Consider the following 21,310-nt stretch of genomic DNA (forward strand, 5'->3'; position numbering starts at 1 on the left):
TCACCCCACCCCGGTTTTGTCTAAAGCCAAAACCTCCCCTCCCCGCAGGCGGGGAGGGGATTGAGGGGTGGGGTAAAACGGCTGTGGAACAAGCGTTTAAGCTTAAGTTGACACTAATGACAGCTGTGTGACCTACGATAATCTGTAACTCACCAAGTTGCAATCTGTTGTATTCGTCAACGATAGAAAATTTTGCAAGGAAGTTTAAACTTTAGGTTAGCACGCTATTAAAGGTTGTAAGACAACACAGCTTACTACCCTACAGAAAAAAAGCGCCCTTTATTTGGGCGCTTATAATAAATTATTAGGCTTTTAAACTGCACAGTCCCTTCTTTAATTTAGACCTAGCTTGAAAATAAGGACTGGGGAAGAAATATTTTCATTCCTTGGTTGTGTTCGCGTAGCGTGCGCTTTGCGCTCACCGTGTTCATGGAGTAAAAGTGCAAAAAGCACTTTTGCACTCTTGTGGTCAAAGGGATGCATGTTTATTGGAGAAAGGGAAAATACCAAACCTTTCCCCTTTTCCCGACTTCTCTTAGAAGTCTTTTGTTGACGATTTACGGTTCACTGTCAACCGTCAACAGTTAGCAACTAACACAAAGAAATGTGCAATGCCGAATGCTGTTAGCAGCTTGCTTAGAAATTGTAACCAACACCTAATAACAAGCCGACATCAGTTTCATCCATGAAAGCGGCATTTACAGCACCTGTAAGGGTGAACCGAGTACCCAGAGGAACGTCCACACCACCAGTGAGCAATAATCCAAAATCAGTATCGAGATTAGCTTCAATGGCTACGCCTGCACCCAGGTAAGGAGCTATACTGAGAGTTCGTTGACCCACGGAACCTGCTGCACGTGGAGTGAAATCATAAGTTAAAGGAACTAAAAATACTGTATCGTCGCCAAACAGCACTGATGGTCTTACTGATATGGAGTTTGTCAAACCAAGTTTACTAATGACTGTAAAGTTACCTTCACTCAAAGCTGTATCACCACCAGTCAAACCAATGTTACCAGCAACACCGATATAGCTTCTACCACCGCGAGTAGCTCTACCTACATCTACACCAGATGTGCCACCATTAGCATTGCCTCCATTCTGGGGCTGATTTAACTGGCTAAGATTAATATCAGGCGGGATGAGGACTTGGTTGATTGCATGGATAACACCATTGCTAGCTGGGACATCTGCTTGAATGACTCTAGCATTATTGACTGCCACTTGATTGTTAGCGCGATCGATTTGAATATTTACCGGTCTTTCTTCAAAGGTTTTCAGTTCGCCGTTTGCAAGTTGACCAGAAGTTACCGCACCAGGAACTACGTGATAGCTCAAAATCTTAATTAAAGCTTCTCTGTTCTGTGGTTGCTGCAATTGTTCTAGGGTAGAAGCAGGTAAAGCGGCAAATGCATCGTTAGTGGGAGCAAAAACTGTATAAGGGCCTGGTTGTTGAAGAGTTTCTGCTAAACCGGCCGTTTTTAATAAAGAAGTCAGTGTGCTAAAAGAATTACTGGATGCAGCCAGGGAAACAATATCGTTACCTGTTTGAGTACCACTACCAACTCCACCAACAACATACTGAGCTGCTGGCAAATTGCTAGCAATGGGTTGCAAGCGTCCTTGTCTAACTAAAGCTTGATATAAAAGTGCTGCTGCTTCTGCACGAGTTAAAGCTTGTTGGGGATTGAGTTGTTTGACATCTGGATAGTTGACAACAAGATTAGCTTGTGTAGCTGCCGCTACGCTACTAACCGCATAATTCGGGATAGCTGAAGCATCACTATAGGAAGTATTCAGAACACTTGTATCGCTAGCAGACAAGCCCAAACCATTGCTGATAGAAACGATCGCTTCTACTTTAGGTATTTGTTGATTTGGTCTAAATACATTTCCAGGATAACCAGACAAAAACCCAATTTCGTAGGCATTTTGAATTGCCGCAGCCGCCCAGTAGCCCGCAGGAACATCACTAAATCCACCAGCACTCAATTGGCGAACTCGGTTTTGATTACCGAAAGCCTTTTGAATGAGGGCGGCAAATTCCGCACGAGTCACAGATTGATTCGGTCTAAAAGAGCCATCAGGGAAACCACTAATTACATTATTGTCAGCTAGAGTTTGAATAAATGGACGTGCCCAGTAATCTGAAGTGACATCTGATAAATTAACTGTTGAAGTTGGTGATGGTGTAGCTGCTGGACTAGGAGATGGAGTGGCATCGGGAACAGTATTTTGAGATAAAGCTGGTGTAGAAATTACGATGGGAGCTACTGTAGCAGTTGTCATTCCCAAAACTAGCAAAGCTACTCTGAGTGATGACCAACGAAACAGATTAAACATTACAATATCCTCCAGGAAAAAAAAGTGATGGAACCGGGCAAAAAACAAAATTCCAAAGGTAAAATGCAAAAGTTGAAAAGCAAAATTCAACAGTAGAAATGAATTGAAAATGAGTTTTTGCTTTTTACTTTTCAATTTTCACTTTTTGTTATATTTTCCATAACCGCAGATAACACTAAGAATAAAATGAGATGCTGTGGTCATCTGAATATATTGCAATAATAAGGACAGTTTACAGTTGGGCGATTTCATCAGGTTAGAATCGCACTCTAGCCGCTCGTTAATTGGCTTTTAAAGCCGTGCCTTTATGATTGCCGAGAAGGGTGAATGCGGTCAAGTTTAATGCATCATCAGATTTATTAATATTTAAGAAAGGAAAATCAGTCTTAGCACTATTAAGTAATATTCTTGAGCTATTATCGAATTTACACAACTAACTAATGGCAGTACTTTGGACTAAAATTTTCACTCTTTAGATAGTTGTCGCTGATGCTAAATTTCATCATGCTAGAGTGAAAATCAGCGATATAATCAAAATTTTCGACTAAACAATCCCAGATTTTTGACTAGCGATGAAATACAAATTAGATTTTATATCATGTACGTTTAAAGACTTATCATTTGAGTGACGTGGGGACGCTGAGAGATTTTAATCATAAGTGATTAGCCGGACATGATAAGTAGCTCAACCTCAAAAAACGTCATACGTAGATGTCAATAAATGTAGTAGCGTGGCAAGCCTTAAATGTTGCAATAGATTAGACTTCTAAGAGAAGTGGGGAAAAGGGGAAAGAGCAAATGTTCGTTAATCGTGCTTTGAAGAGTCAGGCATAATTGCTTCTTGAAAATTGACACCAGTCAGATTAGCTCCCCTTAAGTCTGCTCCTCTGAGGTTAGCTTTTCTCAGATTTGCCCCTGCCAAATTCGCACGTCTGAGATTAGCCCAACTCAAATCTGCTTGGCTCAAGTCTGCTTCATTCAAGTTAGCAGATAACAAATATGCGCCACTCAGGTGAGCTTTAGTCAAATTAGCTTTAGACAAATCGGTTTTATAAAGATAAGCCCCTAACATTTCCGCTTCGTATAAACTAGCCTCGCTCAAATCAGCCCCAATCAAGTTAGCTTCAATGAGGTTAGCAAAACAAAGATTAGCCCGGATGAGTTTTGCTGCATCTAAATCCGCATCTCTCAAATTAGCGTTTTTTAAGTCGGTGCCAATCAAATTAGCATGAGCGATGATAGCACCTCTGAGATTTGCCTCACTCAAATCAGCGCCAATAAAATTAGCATTACTCAAATCTGCCTGTGAAAGTGTAGCACCGCTCAAATTAGCAACACTAAAATTAGCAAAATTCAGATTAGCTTCAATCAGCAAAGCCTTGTAGAGGTTTGCGCCACTGAATTCCGCATTGCTGAGGTTTGCTCGTACAAGTAAAGCATTGGGTAAATCTGCTTTGCTCAAATTTACCCCCTGGAGGTTTGCACCTCTGAGGTTATCTCCTTGGAGGTTCGCCGCGCTGAGGTCTGGTTGAATATCAGGATTTTGGTTTCTCCACTCAGTCCATATAACTGCACCTGCTTTGAGTAAACTCAGATGCTCTCGATTTGCCATTTTCTCTCCTTTACCATTATTAGTGCTGAGTTAGGAATTAGGAGTTAAGAGTTAGGAGTTAGGAGTTATGAGTTATGAGTTATGAGTTATTCTTCTCATCTACCTTGTCTCTCTTGTCCCCCTTGTCCCTCTTGTTCCCCTTGTTCCCCTTGTCCCCCTTGTCTTTCTTGTCTCCCTTGTCTTTCTTGTCTCCCTTGTCCCCCCACTTCCAATACTGCTCGGTTAAGGATTTTAAACTGGAATTTGGTTTGGGGAAAAGGTTAAAGGGTAAGGGGTAAAGGTTTTTTCTTTCCCTTTTCCCCTTTCCCTTTCCCCCTTAACCGACAAGTATTGCCCCCACTTCCCATTCACCACTCTTCATTCCTGACGCCCACTTTGACGATTTCGACCAGGTACGCTTTCAATGGCTGTTAATGCTCCTGCTGCACCTGCGAGAATATCTCGTTCTTCTCCACCCAAGTAAAGCCTGCCAAAACTACCTACGGCTTGTACTTCAAGGATGTTAATTGACGCGGATTTTTCTGCTTCATTGGCAGCCAAGGCGGCGTAAGCGGCAGGTTCTACTTCTAATACATATAGCGTTTGTCCTGCTAATAGCAGCTGTCCTCGGCGCGTGCGATTGATGAGTTGTGTTTGGTAAGCGTCGATGTTGCGAATAATTTGGCTGGAAACAACACGCGGTTTGAGACATTCCTCTCTTCGGACTCCCAGTGTTGCCAAAATGGCTTGGCCAGCGGCTCGCGTTTCACCTTGGGAGCCAGAATGAACTTCCAACAGCCCATACAAGCGTTCAACTACCTGGACTCCCGGACGCACAGAAGCGGCTTTCAAGGCTACGTCTGTTATTTTATTAATTTCGATACCAGGTGAGATTTCAATCCACAGTGATGTATCTCCTGGTAATGGTAAGAAACCTTGGGCTACAGTTCCCATATATGCTGCATGTTGAGGTTGCAGGCTGTCGAGAAACACGAAACTGCGTAGTTCTATTCCCAAGATTTTGGTCTCCAGTCATGAGGTAAAAGTTATCAAATCTGATGCAATTGTGGATTTGAGATTGGCGATCGCCTTGTGTATCTATTTGGGTTGTAATCTTTTCAAATGGGTATTACATCTGATAACCACCTGTTAGTGAAAACCGCCTTGATAATTGTACAAGTTTTCTTTGAAAAAATAAGTACAAATAGCAAGGGGAAAGCCGATGGAGCTTTCCCTTTTGCATTTATGATGTTGGGCACTCAAACTGATATTTAGATATTTGCTGAAACTAATTCTGCGTTACCCGAAACCCTTGCAGAGACATAGCATTGCTACGTCTCCACATTGATTTTCGGATATGTCTATTGATTGATGTGTTGTATCCAAGCAGAAACTACCAATCAAAATTTTACAGGTTGCTTATTTGATAGCGATCGCTATTGCTCGCTCCACAGCTTGCAAAGCAGTATTGACTTCCGCTTCTGTGACAATTAACGGAGGCACAAATCGGACAACTTTTGGCCCGGCCGGTACGAGCAATAAACCCTCCTGGATAGCAGCGTTGACCACATCGGCTGCGGTGAGTGCAATGTCACCTCGCAACTCTAAACCATTGATTAAACCCCAACCCCGCACTTCGCTAATGCGATCGGGATATTTAGCCGCCATTGCTTTTAATCCAGTTCGTAGCTGTTCGCCTCTGTCTTGGACATTCTGCAAGATATTTTCTCGCTCTAATGTTTGGCAAACACTGAGTGCTACACCACAAACAAAAGGATTGCCACCAAAGGTACTAGCGTGTTCTCCTGGTTGAAAAACATCGCAGAATTTTTTGCTCAGCATTGCACCGATGGGGATACCACCGCCTAAGCCTTTAGCACTGGTGAAAATATCTGGTTCTACGCCCAGATGTTCGTAAGCCCATAACTTACCACTGCGTCCCATACCGACTTGCACTTCATCAAAAATCAGCAAAATTCCGGTTTCGTCGCAAATTTGCCGTAATTTTTGGAAGTAAGCAACATCTCCTGGACGCACGCCGCCTTCTCCTTGCAAAGGCTCAATTAAAATCGCTGCTACACGATAATCGCCTTCATCCAACTCGCTGATGGCCAGTTCCACAGAATTAATATCGTTGTAATTTATGTAATGGAACCCAGGCATTAAAGGATCGAAGTATTTTTGATACTTCGGTTGCCCTGTGGCGGTAATTGTTGCTAAAGTCCGACCGTGGAAACTGGCATTGGCAGTTAAAATAATCGGTTTTTTAATGTCTAATACCGTGTGGGCGTATTTTCTGGCTAATTTAATGGCCGCTTCGTTAGCTTCAGCTCCAGAGTTGCAGAAAAAGACGCGATCGGCACAGGAATGTTCAACGAGCCATTGTGCTAATTCACCTTGTTCGGGAATATAGTACAAATTAGAGACATGGTGCAGCTTTTGGATTTGGCGCGTCACCGCTTCTACCATCACTGGGTGGGCATGTCCTAAAGTACAAGTGGCGATTCCCGCCACAAAATCCAAATATTCGCGTTCTTGTGTATCCCAAACCCGACACCCAGCACCCCGTTCTAAGGCTAAGGGAAAGCGCCCATAGGTAGACATGACAGCTTGGTTAAAGCTATCTGTATCAAAAGGACTAGATGTTACTGACCCTGAATCTGGGGGGATGGTGGTTTGTTCAACTAGAGTTTGTAAGCTCACTACCGCTCCTCCTGAAAGTTTTTCATCATATAGTTATTTACTAGTTTCCTAGAAATCTCAAAAAATTACTTTTTATTGTGCAAAAGCCTAATGGTTTTGTAAATCGTCCAGGGTTTTGAATTTAATGGGCACGTAGGATTTTACGCAAACTTTTACTGTGTAGGCTTTGTCTACTTTTGGGTCGAGAATATAGCTAGACACTATGTTGATGTTAACGCACCTGCGTCATGAAAAAAAATTGATTGTTGAGTGATGAGCGATCGCTCAATACGGCTTAGATAAGTAGTATGAACTTCCCTTTTGGTTTTGGGGAAGGGGAAAGGGGAAAGGGAAAAGGGGAAAGGGGAAAGGGGAAGGAAGATTTTCAGGCTTTCAAGGTGTTGTTTATGTTCTTTGCTCGTGAGGATAAATACTATAAAGTTAGTACAAAACTCAAAAATATAGGCCTAAAGTATTATTTATACGTCATTCTCAACTCTTGAGCAAAAATATCAACGTATCCAAAAGCAGTTGATAGCCGGGGCGATCGCTCTTGGTGGTGTTTTCATAATTGGCACTTTGTGGTACTCGTTAGTGGAGGGCTGGTCATGGGAAGATGCAGCTTATATGACGGTCATCACCTTAGCTACCGTGGGATATGGAGAAACCCATCCATTGGGTAGCCGAGGACGGTTGTTTACAATTGCCCTGATTTTGTTGGGTGTAGTCAATATCGGTTACATTGTCAACAGATTTACAGAAGCAATTATTGAAGGCTACTTTCAACAAGGAATTCGACTACAACAACAGAGGCGGTTAATGGAATCCCTGTCAGAACACTACATTATCTGTGGCTTTAGTCGGACTGGTCGTCAAATTGCCAAGGAATTTCGAGCAGAAGGTGTACCCTTTGTAGTCATTGATTCGGAGATGGAATCTGTGCAAAGGGCGCAATCAGAGGGTTATACGGTATACCAAGGTGATGCAACGTTAGATGATACACTTTTGAAGGTGGGCATTCAAAGAGCAGTTTGTCTGGTGGCGGCGCTGCCTTCTGATGCTGAAAATTTATATACTGTTTTATCAGCAAAAACACTTAATCCAGAAATTCGGGCGATCGCTCGCGCCAGTACGGAAGAAGCATTACAAAAGTTACAACGTGGTGGTGCAGATGAAGTAATTTCACCATATATTACTGGTGGAAAGCGGATGGCGGCTGCGGCTCTGAGACCTCAGGTTTTGGACTTTGTAGATGGAATTTTGACAGGTGCAGACCGCCAGTTGTACATGGAAGAATTTTTACTCGACCCCGCCTTTTGTCCTTTCGTGGGTCAAACTTTACAAAAAGCGAGATTGCGATCGCAAACTGGGGCATTAGTGCTGGCAATTCGCCGCCTTGATGGTACTTTAATCGGCGGCCCCACTGGCGATACAGTGTTAATGCCGGGAGACCGACTAATTGGTATGGGTACAGCTGAGCAGTTGCGTAACCTCAACCAAATTCTCGGCCCCATTAATTATAAACAACTGCGACGACCGAAAAATAGCTGATACAGCAGATTTCAGGGAAATGAGGTACAAATGTTCAAAACAAAGCCATATACCAGGAGACTTTCAACCTGTTCCTCGTTAAGAGTTCCCTGTTTCCTGCTGTAATTTGCTTTTTTATACTAAACGCTCCATTTGCAATGATTATTCTCTAATTGGGTAAATTTGCTTCCATTGGGATGCTCCCGTTTTTTATTTCTGGTCAATAGATGTATTAGCAGCCTTGAATTCCTGACCTTTCTGAATCTTTAAAACTTCAAGTTGTATACCTCTAGAAATAGCTTCATTAAATGCATTGTTTAAACGAGCTAAAGATTCATCAAAAGAATAACTACTGCCTCCGTAGACCATAGCAGCGGTTTTGTCGTCTAGTTCTACCAAATTTTCTTTTGTGATAAAATTTTCTACATTTATTTTGTTCATTTTAAATAATACTTTTTACAGCTATTTTGGTTAGAAAAATTATATATTAGACCCGAATTGATTACAAGCCATAGGACGGCACGGCTCATAATCCTTACCCAGAATATGTTTTGGGCATTTTTCATATATATTAAATATCCTCTAACCAGCGCAAAATACTAACTTTACTTTCTACCAAGCCTTTATAAATTAATGATTCTGGTGTCATAGACTCAATTGCAGCATAAAGTTTAGAATTTAATATTGAATCTTTTTTAACTACAGCACAATCTCTAAAGTAAGTACGAATAGTAAACAGCGCTGCTTCATATTCTGGTATTCCCCAAATTACCTGTCGCTCAATTCGCAGATAAAGCCTGGGATTTTGCAAATCAAAGTTTCTACCTTGCCATTGGCTAACTGACACATTAGGCGGTGGTTCGGGATGGTGGTTGAGGCGGGTATCGGTACTCAAACCCCAAGCAAAACGCACCATAGGTTTGTGGGTAATCATTGTATTAGCGATCGCTTTCCCTCGGCGATTTATTTTTTCCATACCCGCCACCGGTGCATGTATTTTGGCAAAATCCTGACCAATTTTTTTTTCGGCTGACCAGTGGTTGGGATAGCACAGATGGACTGCACTCAAGAAGTTGTTACCATCAGCTAAACGACAAATAATTCCTAAATCTTCCTGCACCTGTGCTGCTAAAGCATCAAGAGTAGAAGCGTAAGCTGGCACAACTTGGCTACCTTCAACTTTTTGTAACTGTAGCTGTGCATCGAAATAAAGTGTTTCTTTGGTGAGTCGGCTATGAAATTTGAGGGTGTTATTTATTAACTTTTCGCACTCAAAATAACTTGGATGTTCTTGGGTGAGACGATTAATTATTAAACGAGCGATCGCACTAGCCACAGCTTGAGAATAATTGCAAGTTTGGTAATACTTACTCAATCTTTCCTCACGAGCTAAAAGCTTAGCTTGACGGTAGTCGCTAAAATTATCATCAATTTGAAATACCTGCTCATCAACCTGAGTGTTACCTAAACAGCAACCAAAGGGCATCATCCCTGGCTTAACTTCATAGCGTCCACTCATCAGGGGAAAGTAGTAAGCCGCATTATCAACAGCTTCCACTGTCCTAACTTCTTGGAACAAGTTGTTTAGAGACACAAATTTATAATCTTTTTTTGATTTTTCAATTTCCAATATAAAAGAAGGGGTAGAGGTTCTGATAAGCGCAAGCCCCTAACTACACTAGCGTGGTTGTTAACTGTCAACAGTCAACGGTCAACAATCTAATCGGTTAACGAGTGTTTTATTCGTACTAAATCCATCCTTTGGTTTCCTCATCATTTAATAATCTTTTCAATTTGAGATACTCCCGTTGTGCGGCTTGTAGGATGTGTTTCATCATCACTGGTTCATCGGTGTCGGCTGCTGTAAAAGCGGCATTCATGGCAATATTGCGGATATTACCGCCAGCAACCTTGAGTTGTGCTAATTTTTCGTAGTCTAAACCTTGGGTGGGTGTTTGAGGGGGGAAAATGCGCTGCCAAATTTCACTACGTGAGGAGGCTTCTGGGAAGGGAAAGGCAACTAGAAAGCGGATACGGCGTAGAAAAGCAGAATCTAAAGCATTTTTTAAATTTGTGGTCAAAATCGCCAAACCTTGATATGCTTCCATACGTTGGAGTAAATAAGATACTTCTACATTGGCATGGCGATCGCGGCTATCTTGAACTTCTGTACGTTTGCCAAATAAAGCATCTGCTTCATCAAATAGCAAGATTACTCCTCCGGTTTCCGCTGCTGTGAATATACGCTCTAAATTCTTTTCTGTTTCACCTATATATTTACTGACTACGGCACTAAGATCGATGCGGTAAAGATCGAGACGAAATTGATTTGCTAATACCTCTGCTGCCATCGTTTTACCAGTTCCGCTTTCCCCGTGGAAGAGGGCGCTAATCCCTAAACCACGGCTACCTTTGCCAGCAAAACCCCATTCTTGGTAAACTTTCGCTCGTTGTCGCAGTTGAGTAGCCATATCTGCAAGTACCTGGCGTTGTTGTTCTGGTAACACTAAGTCATCCCAAGTGGCGGATGTATCTATGCGTTGGGCTAAACCATCGATGTGAGGGCGGGCTTGATGGCGGCAAAAATCCCACAGTAAGTTAGTATCAAAAGTTTCAGGTGCTTTTTGAAGTTGGAATTGCAAACAAGCTGCTTGAATGGTGGCGTTACTGAGGTTAAATTGGGATACTAACTTAGTAATTTCTCCATTAAATTGTTTGGCTGCTGTACCAAGATGGGTTGCCCAAATTCCTGCTTGTTCTTGATAGCTGAGTTGGGGTACATCAAAGGTAATCAGATGATTTTGTTTAGCGTGCAGTCGTTGTCCACTGGAAATAATCACAGGTGTTTGCAGATGTTCCACAAACTGAGAAACAGGGAAAGCAGGTTTTGGTTCGTTGGGGAAAATATCATCGCACTCAAGTAACAGCAGACTATTATTTAATAACGCTTCCCTTTCCCAACGTTGTTTAATTTGGTAAATTTCGTTGGGCGATTGGCTAAGCACCACCGCAGACATAACATGCAAATTATAGCCAAGGCGAATCGATACAGCTTTGGCAATGGCATATTTAGCAGTTATTTCCCCACCACACAATTGCAACGCCAAAGAAGAGGAGGAAAGCTCAGACCAAATAGCAACTAATTGTTCTACAATCTTTTCCTGGGAGGGAGCTAAGGGTATTTGCTGAAGGTGGAGGGGAAGGGGATGAACAAAACCGATTAATTGCTCGTCAAAAGCTGCTTCTCCCACAAGATAACTGAGAATTCGTGGATTGATGCGGAGGGGGGCTTGGGTGAGGGTAAAGCCCGTACCAATTTCAATTAATTTCCAGGATTGTAAGGGATTTTGCCCAGAAACCACAGACAAACTAGCTTGGGGAAAAGTGGTTAAAGCTAAGGCAAGGGTAGGATAATTTAGTTGTGGATTTCCCTGGAGTTTGGCACATAGTTGGCCGAGGGTGGGGTCAATTTCTAAAGCAGTGCATAGAAGCAGGATATCCCGTTCAAATTCCGTGAGGTAGAACAGGCGACATAAATTTGCTAAGGCCGATGTAGGTAATATTGTTTCGGTGGTTAGGGGCTGTGGCGCTTTATTTTCCAGCTTATTTTCTAGATATTGACGGATATAGCCAGTAGCTTGAATGAGTGTAGCAAGGTTTTCTTGATGCCAATGGGATATGGGGGATGTTTTCATAAGGCTTGAGAACTCCGATAATCGCCTATGATAAAACCAGTTCCACCCAGTTCATAGAGCCGTACCCTGCGGGAAGGCAGAGCCTACGCCCTTACGCTCGTATTCATATCACAAATAAAGTGAAATGGTATAAGTCCTGAATTCTAAAAGGTTCGTAGTAAGCACTTTAGTGTTTAAAAATCAAGGACTAAAGTCCTGACTACGAACATTTTTTTCTACAAAATTAATGACATAGACTACTAATGGTCTGTCCCATTAATTTTGAGGGTAAAAAAACGAACCACAAAGGACGCAAAGAGCGCAAAGGAAGAAAAATTAAGAATGAGTTGACCCCTCGTAACTAATGCGATGAACCACTAGGTGTACTTAGTAATGTTTGGTTAGATGCAAAGTAAAGGTCACTCAATTCTGCCAAAGAAACATCAGTGTGGGATTGTGGATTACGGAAGTAGGAATGGATGGGAAGGAATTCAGCGCGGGGGCGGGTTTTTGCTGAAGACACAATTTGTTCAAGCAAATTCAGGTAGTTTTCAGCAGTACATTCCCAGGTGTATGTCTTTAACACTCGTTGCTGACCAGCTTGGGCAAAATACTCCCACTCGTTGACATCACATAACAACCGCTCCAAGCCCCGCGCAATATCAGCAGGATCTTCTGGGTCAACGAGTACGCCATATTCCTTATTTCTGTGTCGCAAGCTTTCGCTAGGGCCGCCATTTTTGGTTGCTACCACCGGTAAACCTGCTACTGCTGCTTCTAAGGGAGCAAGTCCAAAGGGTTCGTAGAGTGCAGTCAGGGCAAATACCGAACGGCGTTTAACCATAAATCGATATGCTGCTGCTAGTGATTCTTGAGATTGATTTGGCAAGCCAAATGCAGTGATTTTTCCCCACAAGTCATTTTCTTTGACTACCTCTCGAATGGGGGCTAATACTTCCTCGGTTATGTCGTCGCCAGCCGCCTCTCGTAAAGGATCGTCCAGTCCCCCTGTGAGTAACATTAAGTTAGCTCGTTCCTGGAGTGTGGGACTCATGGCGAAGGCTTGCACCAGACCTAATATATTTTTTTTCAGTTCTAATCGACTAGATGCGATGATGGCTGGCAAATCTTGACGTGACTGGGCAATATCTCGCGCTAATCGCTCCTGAATGAATTCCTGGGTAGCCTCCTCGTTTTCGGAACGCGCCTTGGCACCGAAAATCGAAAAATCTGCTCCTGGTGGAATCACTGCAAAGCGATCGTCGTTGTCTACATCCACTGCACCACTATAAACTGGATGAGAATACTGTTCAAAACGTTCCAGTCGCGTGCTAGTGATATTAATAGCCGAGCGATTCATACTCAAGCGTTCGGCTAAAATGCGATATTTGAAGTGGAATTGTTCGTTGATTTCTGTAATATTCTCCGGAGTGACCTCTAGTTTGTCCATTTTTTGAGCGCCGAGAGAATGAGCGGTAAAGGTAAAAGGTATGTCTGCCTTTTCCTCAATCAAAACACCACACAGTCCTCCATCACCGTAGTGGGCAGTCATGGCATCGGGTAAGCCGCCCTCTTGTTGATAGAATTGCAAGATGTTGGTTACCCAATCTTTAACCAGATGAGGCCACAATAACTCTTTAGGTAAAAATTCTTTTGGCCCGGCTGCTAATCGGATAATCCGGACATTATCTACCCCTGGATAGGTGTCAATTACTTCAGCAAATTCTGGCCACTCCGGGTCAATAATTTGACGGGTGATAATATCAACTTTGTGTCCCTGCTGAGCTATGGCTATAGCCACTTGCTTAACGTAGATCAGCTGACCACCAAAATCTGGGTGTTTGGTTATGTGACTATTACCAGAATCAAAATTGCCTTGAGGGTTGAGAAATCCAATGTGCATCGCCCACTTCCTAATACAAATTAATTTCTACTAGAGGTTTTTGCCAAACATGGCAGCAGAACACTTTAGTGAAGTTGTTAAAACTCTCAAGACTCAAAAACACAAATAGCCAAGGTGTACACAAATACAAATGAGAAATCAGTCAAAGGGCTTTTATTGATTCCCTTCAACTTCAACCCGGCCAATCCGCGCATTTTCCTATGCTTAAGTTAATCGCTACTGTACCTGGCGTACATATACCCAATGGTATAAATCCTATGGCGATCGCTAACTTCTACTATAGGAATCCGCTTTGATTCATGAAATTATTTGCATAGGGAGGGAACAGGGAACAGGGAATAGGCAAGAAGAAATCAAAGTGTACTGAGTTTTTTTCAAAAATCAAATACGAATCCTATATTCTTGATACTGAATTAAACTACCACCCCTTCTAATTCTTCATCTGTTAATTCATATAATTGGCGCAACTTATTTAATTTTTCATTATCAGCTTGCCAAAAACCACGGCCGTGTGCTTCTAACATTCTGCCTACAATATTGCGGAAAGCTTCGGGATTTGCTTGGCGTAATTTCTCGGCCATTTCTGCATCTAAGGCATAAGTATCAGCCGCTTGGTCATAAACCCAATTATCGGTAAAATCGGCAGTACCACCCCAACCAATTAACGCCGTCATGCGTTGAGAAATTTCAAATGCACCACCCGAACCTTGATTAGCCATTGCTTCGGCCCATTTGGGATTTACTAATTTACTGCGATATTCAATTCTGAGTAAATCGTCTAAATTGCGGGGGGTAGTATCTTTGGAGAAACTTTCTACAAAACTGGTTGTGACTTTTTGATTGCGTTGTTTTTCTGCTGCCTTTTTCAAACCGCCGGTATTAGCGTAATATTCTTGAATATCAGTTAAACCATATTCTACCGAATCGATTTCTTGAACGATGCGATCGCTTGTTTTTAACAATGCATTCAAAACTTCCGGTCTCGCTTGACCTTTATCGTTTCTACCATAGCTAAAAACATTCCGACTTTGCCAAGTATTTCCCAATTCTTCACCAGATTCCCAATTACCATCAACTACTTTATCGTTCACCAAAGAACCAAAATCACCCGCCGGATTAGAAAACAATCTCGCTGACGCATTATCTACACCTTGCGCCTGCAAAACTAAAGCATGTTTTCTAATAAAATTTTCTTCTTCCGATTCATCAACATCAGCCGCCCGTTGAAATAAATCATCCAACAATTCAATAATATTCACAAAACTATCGCGGAAAATTCCCGATAAATTTCCCAACACATCAATGCGGGGATGTCCAACTTCCGCCAAAGGTTTTAATTCATAACGAACAATTCGCCCAGTTCCTTCCTTTACAGGTGTAGCCCCCACCAATTCCAACAGAATTCCCAATGATTCACCCTTGGTTTTAATCGCATCTAATCCCCATAACATCACCGCCACAGTTTCCGGATATTTGCCATATTCTGCCAAATGCTGGGCAATAATCTTTTTCGCAATTTCCCTTCCCCTTTCATAAGCCCCAGGCGAAGGCATTCTGTAAGGATCTAAAGCATGAATATTCCTCCCAGTTGGTAACACACCAACCCCATCCCGCAACAAATCACCACCAGGTGCAGGCGGAATATATTCTCCATTCAATCCCCTTAACAAATTCGTTAATTCATCCGTAGATTGCATTAACAAATCCCTGATTAATCTCTCCTCCTCTTCTCGGTGTTCTCTGCTTCTCTGTGGTTCGTTTCTTCCTTCCTCCTCCCCAAAATAAGCCTCCAAATACGAAGCCAATTTCTCCTCACTCGGTTTTTCCCCCAAAGTATGTAACCCCGAAGAAAACAACCGATTTTCTAAAACTTGCAAATATTCATACAACTCCACCAAATAATCTTCAAAAGCATGATTGCTAAACATGCGAATATTTTCCGGACTCAAGGCAATCCCCAACTTTTTCGCATCTCCAAAGGGGCAATCTGTATCTAAACCAGTGTCCACAATTTTCTTACAAATCACCGACTTGAGAGCATAATTTTTTTGGGTATCTTCTCGATATTCCGAGATTAAATCTCGCAATGCCATTAATTCCTTATACAAACCTGCACGTCCATAAGGTGGTACATTATGGGAAATTAACACACCATAGCCGCGACGTTTTGCCAAAATCGACTCCGAAGGATTATTGGCAGCATAGATATATAGATTCGGCAAATTTCCTAACAAAATATCCGACCAAGAATAGCCAGTATTTCCCAAAGGAGAACCAGGCAACCATTCCACAGTGCCATGCATTCCAAAATGAACTATGGCATCAGCTTGAAACTCATTTTGCAGCCATTTATAGTAAGCAGCATATTGGGGATGGGGGGTTAAATCCCGTTCAAACATTAACCGCATGGGGTCGCCTTGAATTCCCAATGGTGGTTGTACGCCTATCCACACATTTCCTAATTGCACACCATTAATTTGGAATTCATCACCATAGGTTTTAATACCAGTTCCCGTGAGAGATTTCCATTGTTTTTTAATGCGAGATGTTCGCAGATATCCCAGCCATTTTTCTAATGTGCGGACGTTGACGGACGCGGGGACACGTGGATGGGGGGACGCGGGGATATTATTTGGGTCATTTAGAGATTCATCTGCTTGTTTTACCAAGCGAATTAATTCTTCGCCATCTTCTGGTAAATCTCCAATGGTGTAACCTTGGTCTTTGAGTGCAGCAAGAAACTTCAAAAGGCTACGGGGGACATTTAATAATGCAGCTGTACCCACAGCCCCGTAACCTGGAGGAAAGCCATATAAAATGATGGCTATTTTTCGTTCCGATGCAGGTTTTTGCCGCAAAGCCACCCAGCTTTTCACCCTACCAATTAATCGCTGCACCCGTTCGGGAACTAAATAAATGTTTTCGCCCACTAAACCGCCAAGGGGAACGGTATCAATTGCGCCATCCAATTCTGGTAAAGCATACAAGACGACACTTTGCAAGCCGCCGATTCCTTGACGCGTCCAGGAGTATATATCTTGAATTAATAGTGGTGCTGCAACAATATAAGGTACATTCTTGGCAGTGAGGATGCGCTTTGCTACATCTACCTGACGGCCCGCTTCCATTGAACCAGCAGGGCCACCCACCAGAGGAAAGCCAATGGTGGAAACTATCGCGTCTACCTTTACTGCTTCAGTTGAAAGTGAGGGCGTTTCGATATTACCTAATTTTCGTTGCCCAATTTCATAGTCCGTTGTCATCCAATCTCGTACCGCCACATGTCCTTCCACGCCGTTAATAAAAATCGGCAAAGGAATTAACCCGGCTGCTTCAAAACGGCGAATTAATTGCGGAATGTATGGTTGTTTTGTAATAACGTGTTTGCGGTAAAGAAGAATGCCTATAACTGGAGAGTGGGAAATTTTTTCTATGCTTTCTTTTTGATACCATTCCAAATATTCACGGGGCGATGCAAAAAACCCAGGATAGTCGGGATGCAGTAATCCCATATTCGGCGTTTCCACTGGCGGGGGAATGTCGCCGACTTTTAAACCCAAGTATTTTTCTGCCAGTGTCCAGAATAATGAAGCGACGTTTTCAGAACCGCCGGCATTCCAGTAACCATAGATAATTAGCCAGTTGCGTAAGTCTTGGACTTTTTGTACTGGTATGTATTTCAGGAGTTTGGGGCCAATTTTTAAGAAGCTGATGTAACCAGCGAGTTTGTCTTCTTCCCTTCCGTTGCTAAATTTATCGAGGATGAATTTAACTGGTTTGGGCATTCCTTTGGGTTTATCGCCAATGGCAAAATCCCCCAGTTTGGTTAAACTCATTAATTCCAAGGCTGACTCAAACACCAGTCGGATGGGAATTTGGGCAATGCGATCGCGCAACCACACAACCTGGTCATAATCAAATAGTAAGCTACCAAAAAACACATCCGCGCCATCGAGTGCTGCTTGTACTTCCTGGCGCTTGCTTGTAAGATCGCGATCGCTAAATACCCGAATATCCAACTGGGGACAGCCGGAGTTAGCCAAAAAAGCCGCTTTTCTGTATAAGTCGGCGTTAAATGATTCAAACCCAGCAACCAAGACGATGCGTTTCATGCCCATAAGGAAATTTTTCTTCACTTAAATTTTAAACGCGCTTCCAAGCTGATTGTTATACTAATCTGCGTTGTCAAAGGTAATTCTAACTCTGGGGAGATGGGAGAAATGCTATTGGAAAATTTTCAAATACTACTCAAGGATGATTCAACGATAGGACTCATATTTGATTTGTGTGAAGCTAGTAGTACGCCAAGGCAACTTAGCGGGGGAAAGGGGAAAGGGGAAAGGTTTTAAATCCCTTACCCTTTTCCCTTTAACCTTTACCCAACCCCACCTAACATTTTTGGGTCTTTTTACCTGTTCGGTGTTCTGTGTCTCTATGAGTAGTTCTTTCAATCAAACCAGATTCCTATAAGTACATTTGTCATAGCTTTCTACTTTTAACAAGCGTTATTATCTGAATAATGGGGGTAATTGCTGCATTTCAATTTATTGCAAGAATTACTAGGTGATTCTCGATTTTGATAAATTATGAGGGTTGTGTTTTTTCTAGCAATTTTTCTTTCTCGAATCACTGGATTTAACCTAAAAATCTTTGATTACCTTTGGCATATAAATTTATTTTTATGTCAGGTTACTAATGCTTAAAATAATGCAATATTTTTCAAAAAAAAACTTGAAAAACAAGTATTAACAAAATTTTTTATTTATAATTTTAAAAGTTTTGGACTAGTGTAAACAGAAGTCAATTGAGGATGGAATCATGAAATTTGGAATTGATAGCGGCCATAATTGTCCACCAGACACGGGAGCTAGAGGAATCAAAGTTGAGGATAATTTAACTTTAGATGTCGGCAATAGAGTTATAACCAAGTTGAGAGCTTTAGGACATGACGTTGTAGTATGTAAACCAAGTAGTGCTAACACAGTCACCGAATCACTTTCAAAAAGATGTGCCACAGCCAACGCCAGTAGAGTCGATACTTATGTCTCGATTCATTTTAATGCCTTTAACGGACAAGCTAATGGCACAGAAGTATATGCAACCAGTGACGCCGGAAGAAAAATTGCTAAACCTGTATTAGATGAAATCGTCAAATTGGGATTTTTTAATCGCGGTGTTAAAAGTGGTTCCCATTTGTATGTTCTCAAAAATACAAATATGCCTGCCATTCTTATAGAGTGTTGCTTTATTGATTCGGCAAAAGATATGAATCTTTTTAATCCAGAAGCAATGGCTAATTCCATCGTCAAAGGTTTAACTGGTACACTGCCAACAAGCCCAGTTACCCCAGTACCAGACGAAGAAGACAATATAGATACTACTATTAAGAGACTGCAACAAAACTTAAATCGACTGAAAGTAACTGATAAAAATGGTAAAACCTTAGTGGAAGATGGCATCAACGGCGCTAACACCAAATCTGCCACAGAAAAATTTCAGACTATTATCGGAGTGCAGCCTATTGGAATTGCCGATACAAATACCTGGAATGCCATAAATGTAATTTTGGCAAAACGAATCATTCGGGTAAACCACGCTGGAGGTGCAGTTGTCAGATACTTACAATACCGTGTAAGTGTTGAAGTTGATGGTGTTTACGGGCCACAAACAGAAGCTGCAATTAAGAACTTTCAAAGGCAAAACGGTTTGGAAGCCGATGGAATTGTTGGGCCTGCTAGTTGGCAGAAATTAATTGGTTAAACCCAAGGTGTTTGAAGTTTAAAGTATGAAGAATGAGTTAACTGTTCACTGTTAACAATTCACAGTCACCAGCAAACTACCATTGTTGTTTATTAGACTTCTTGCAGAAGTCGGGAAAAGGGGGTGCATGTTTGGTATTTTCCCTTTCCCCGGTTGGTGAGCTTGTCGAACCATTAACCTTTTACCTTTGACCACAAAGGTGCAAAAAGCAATTGATTGCAAGAGGTTTATTTTTTAGAGTTCCCCAAAACTTGGTGTCTTGTAGTTCATACTTCATACTTTATGCTTCAACTTTGAGTGTGACTAACCACGGTTTCGTTCTAGCAGTAGCATCATTAACAAACTTAATAAAATTTGCTGTTCTTGGCGATCGCTGAGTTGATCCACAGCTTTGATGATAAATTTTCTAGAGAGGAAAGTGGGGATTTTCTCCAAACGCATCACAATTGTGCCATCATCTCGGCTCACCAAGTACACTGGATTAAAAACATAACCAGTGAACAAACCCAGAATTGGAATTTCTGCAAACAGGGCATCAGCAACTTTCACCCACGGGTTTTTCTCCTGGATGTTCAAAGTAGTGGTTTCGCCATCAAAAATGTCATAACGCGCACGCCAAATAGATTTTAATCCCCGTCGTTTTACTGAACCAATGTAACTACCATTACTATCGGTAAAGTCATACCGTGCGGAGAAGTCAATAATCCGGTCTGCTTTGATGTAGTATAAGGGACGAGTTTGCTCTCCATCCGCAAAGATTGTAATTGCTTCCTTGAGCTTGAAGAGTTTCTGTTTAACATAGAAAATCAAATTATTTTGAGCATCAACAACAGATATTTGTGGTGCCAATGCCCACAATTTAAAGGTGAGTTCCAGAGGATATTGCATAGTTTTGGACTAGACAAGAAAATATGACTTTATTAATCCCAATTGTGGGGGAAAAGTAACATTGTTGGGTCATTTCCATAGCAACAGTGGATAGTCGTATGGGGCATGGAGCATCTTTCAAGGGTTGGTATTTAAAAAAGCCATAGATAAGTAAGTAAAATGCTTATCAGATAGGGGACAGCAGAAATACCAGTGTGGAACTTCTGGATGCTCCAGGGTGTGTAGGAGGAGAAATGCAGGTAGGAAAAAGTAAGGAATTAAGGCTTTCCACCACATCGTGGTGGCAATGCTCCTGTCAATTGGTCTATCTTACACAACTTTTTCATTACGATCGCCCGCAAACTTGGTTTGCGAACTATTCCTCAAACACAACGTGCCCTATCTAACCAACTGCACAAAGTTTTTTCTTTCTTTGTATGAAACCACCCTGCTCCCCGCTTGGGGGGAGGGGAGGTTTTGCGCTAGCAAAGCCGGGGTGGGATCAATACGGTTCGGATAAGCAGTATGAACTTACCTTGTGGTCTGGGAAAAGGTTAATGGTTCGACCCTTCGACAAAGCTCAGGACAGGCAAGCTCACCAACCGGGGTAAGGGGATTTGGATGTATTTGAAACCTTTCCCCTTTACCCTTTTCCCTTTAACCGAACCATATTGGGGGTGGGATGACTGGGGATTAGTTAGTAATTGAGTAAGTTTGCTCTAACGTCATTACAAGGGTTTTACGTTAACTTGACACCAACGGTGAGGACACCCATCCCACAATAAAATCTATTACAACATTTTAGTCTTGCCACGCCACTACATTTATTTACATTACGTATGACGTTTTTTTAGGTTGAGCTACTTATCAATAAAATGACTTTTCAAACATGCTTTGATAATTGTTATATTTTTCTCTAAAAAAATAATATACTACAAATAGATATCATATATCATACAT

General features: G+C 41.9%; 12 protein-coding genes. 2 read left to right on the forward strand and 10 right to left on the reverse strand.

The features are described from left to right. Nucleotides 1–636: 636 nt before the first annotated feature. The 4 genes from GNE10_RS15050 to GNE10_RS15065 all read right to left on the reverse strand — a co-directional run bounded on the left by GNE10_RS15050 (nucleotide 637) and on the right by GNE10_RS15065 (nucleotide 6,637). Complete coding sequence (locus GNE10_RS15050) at nucleotides 637–2,343, reverse strand: fasciclin domain-containing protein (protein WP_099072823.1); 1,707 nt, start codon at nucleotides 2,341–2,343, stop codon at nucleotides 637–639. Between the two features lie 805 nt (nucleotides 2,344–3,148). Next, complete coding sequence (locus GNE10_RS15055; protein WP_185565871.1) at nucleotides 3,149–3,955, reverse strand: pentapeptide repeat-containing protein; 807 nt, start codon at nucleotides 3,953–3,955, stop codon at nucleotides 3,149–3,151. Between the two features lie 357 nt (nucleotides 3,956–4,312). Next, nucleotides 4,313–4,951: a hypothetical protein gene (locus GNE10_RS15060; RefSeq protein WP_099072954.1), complete on the reverse strand. Its 639-nt coding sequence runs from the start codon at nucleotides 4,949–4,951 to the stop codon at nucleotides 4,313–4,315. Nucleotides 4,952–5,353: 402 nt separating this feature from the next. Further along, entirely contained in the window at nucleotides 5,354–6,637 is a 1,284-nt protein-coding gene (locus tag GNE10_RS15065; RefSeq protein WP_185565872.1) for an aspartate aminotransferase family protein, read from the reverse strand. A gap of 513 nt (nucleotides 6,638–7,150) precedes the next feature. On the opposite strand from GNE10_RS15065, the gene GNE10_RS15070 reads away from it, so the two are divergent. After that, nucleotides 7,151–8,167, forward strand: coding sequence for a TrkA family potassium uptake protein (locus GNE10_RS15070; protein WP_099069193.1), 1,017 nt, complete (start codon nucleotides 7,151–7,153; stop codon nucleotides 8,165–8,167). A gap of 189 nt (nucleotides 8,168–8,356) precedes the next feature. On the opposite strand, the gene GNE10_RS15075 is transcribed toward GNE10_RS15070, so the two are convergent. The 5 genes from GNE10_RS15075 to bchH all read right to left on the reverse strand — a co-directional run bounded on the left by GNE10_RS15075 (nucleotide 8,357) and on the right by bchH (nucleotide 17,835). Then, nucleotides 8,357–8,587: a hypothetical protein gene (locus GNE10_RS15075; RefSeq protein ID WP_185565873.1), complete on the reverse strand. Its 231-nt coding sequence runs from the start codon at nucleotides 8,585–8,587 to the stop codon at nucleotides 8,357–8,359. Nucleotides 8,588–8,717: 130 nt separating this feature from the next. Further along, a complete protein-coding gene (locus tag GNE10_RS15080; protein WP_185565878.1) occupies nucleotides 8,718–9,665 on the reverse strand; it encodes a DUF3445 domain-containing protein in 948 nt (315 codons plus the stop codon). Between the two features lie 229 nt (nucleotides 9,666–9,894). After that, nucleotides 9,895–11,841 carry an ATP-binding protein gene (locus GNE10_RS15085; protein ID WP_185565874.1) on the reverse strand — a complete coding sequence of 649 codons (1,947 nt, stop codon included), beginning with the start codon at nucleotides 11,839–11,841 and terminating at the stop codon, nucleotides 9,895–9,897. A gap of 340 nt (nucleotides 11,842–12,181) precedes the next feature. Continuing rightward, nucleotides 12,182–13,723: a glycosyltransferase gene (locus GNE10_RS15090; RefSeq protein ID WP_185565875.1), complete on the reverse strand. Its 1,542-nt coding sequence runs from the start codon at nucleotides 13,721–13,723 to the stop codon at nucleotides 12,182–12,184. 413 nt (nucleotides 13,724–14,136) lie between these two features. After that, nucleotides 14,137–17,835, reverse strand: a complete 3,699-nt coding sequence (gene bchH, locus GNE10_RS15095; protein ID WP_185565876.1) for a magnesium chelatase subunit H — start codon at nucleotides 17,833–17,835, stop codon at nucleotides 14,137–14,139. 706 nt (nucleotides 17,836–18,541) lie between these two features. Between bchH and GNE10_RS15100 the strand changes: the two genes are divergently transcribed. Next, nucleotides 18,542–19,483: an N-acetylmuramoyl-L-alanine amidase gene (locus GNE10_RS15100; protein WP_185565877.1), complete on the forward strand. Its 942-nt coding sequence runs from the start codon at nucleotides 18,542–18,544 to the stop codon at nucleotides 19,481–19,483. Between the two features lie 303 nt (nucleotides 19,484–19,786). Here the strand turns inward: GNE10_RS15100 and GNE10_RS15105 are convergent, their stop codons facing one another. Continuing rightward, on the reverse strand, nucleotides 19,787–20,371 hold the full coding sequence (locus GNE10_RS15105; RefSeq protein ID WP_099069180.1) for a hypothetical protein: 585 nt from the start codon (nucleotides 20,369–20,371) through the stop codon (nucleotides 19,787–19,789). Between the last annotated feature and the right edge of the window lie 939 nt (nucleotides 20,372–21,310).

It is taken from the genome of Nostoc sp. 2RC, from assembly GCF_014222165.1.
Classification (GTDB): Bacteria; Cyanobacteriota; Cyanobacteriia; order Cyanobacteriales; family Nostocaceae; genus Nostoc; species Nostoc linckia.